General features: G+C 72.4%; 2 protein-coding genes. Both read right to left on the minus strand.

Annotated features, from left to right (window positions below; all coding sequences use genetic code 11):
• Positions 1-756 (minus strand): Hpt domain-containing protein (locus ABLE86_RS22850; RefSeq protein WP_348781290.1); only part of this gene is annotated, 756 nt, incomplete at its 3' end.
• A gap of 27 nt (positions 757-783) precedes the next feature.
• The coding region (locus tag ABLE86_RS22855; RefSeq protein ID WP_348781289.1) for a response regulator at positions 784-1,130 on the minus strand (347 nt) is incomplete at its 5' end.

The raw sequence follows: 1,130 nt of genomic DNA on the forward strand, positions 1-1,130 counted from the left end.
CTCGCAGTCCCATTCGACGAACTCGAACGCCTCGCGGATCGCCGCCTCGCCCTTGTCGGTCTCGAGCTTGAGCGTCCAGTCGAGATAGGCGCCCTCCGGGTCGAGCGCGTCGAGCAGCGGCACCGCGCTCGCGTCGCAGCTCACCTCCAGGCGCCCGAGCCGCTCCAGCTCGCGCAGCACCAGCGCCGCCTCGTTGCCCTTGGCGTAGAGCTCCGGCCGCGGCTTGAAGCGGATCGTGTAGGCGCGCGCGGCGGACAGGTCGTCGTCGCCGGCAAGATCGGCGGCCAGACCGGCGCCGAAGTCGAGCGCCACCCGCACCGGCTGGAACACCAGCCCGTCCATGTCGTCGCCGGCGTCACTGTCGGCGGCCGGCAGGGCCGCGTCGGGCCCGAGGCCGTTCAGCTCGGCGACCAGCACTGCGGCGCGGCCGGGCGCGACCTGGCCGCCGTCGCGGGCCGACGCCACCAGGTCGGCCAAGAGGTCGGCGGCGCGCAGCAGGATGGCGAGCACCTCGGGGCTGGCGGCCAGCGTGCCCGAACGCAGCTGGTCGAGCGCGGTCTCGAAGACATGCGCGAAGGCGACCAGTTCGTCGAGGCTGAAGGCGCCGGCGCCGCCCTTGATCGAGTGCACGGCGCGGAACACCGCGTTGACGGTGTCGGGCTCGGCCTCGTCGCGCTCGATCGCCAGCAGCCCGGCCTCGAGCTCGGACAGCTGCTCCTCGCACTCCTGGAAGAAGGTCTGCTTGATGGTTGCCATTGCGTCCACGGCGGGGTCCTCGTCGGTTCAGGCCGCCACGCGGCGGATGGCGTCGATCAGCTTGGCCGGGTCGAACGGCTTGACGATCCAGCCCGTCGCCCCGGCGCGCCGCGCCCGGTCCTTCTTGGCCGCGTCGCTCTCGGTGGTCAGCACCAGGATCGGAATGCCGCGCCAGGCGGCGTCGGCGCGCACCTTCTCGATGAAGCCGAAGCCGTCGAGCCGCGGCATGTTGATGTCGGTGACGATCACCTGCGGCGTCTCGGCGGCCAGCACCTCCAGCCCGTGCAGCCCGTCCTCGGCCTGCACCACCCGGTAGCCGGCCTCGACCAGCGCCAGCTTCAGCATGTCGCGCATGGTGCGCGAATCGTCGACGG

The sequence above is a fragment of the Mesorhizobium sp. KR2-14 genome (genome assembly GCF_040049255.1).
GTDB lineage: Bacteria > Pseudomonadota > Alphaproteobacteria > Rhizobiales > Rhizobiaceae > Pseudaminobacter.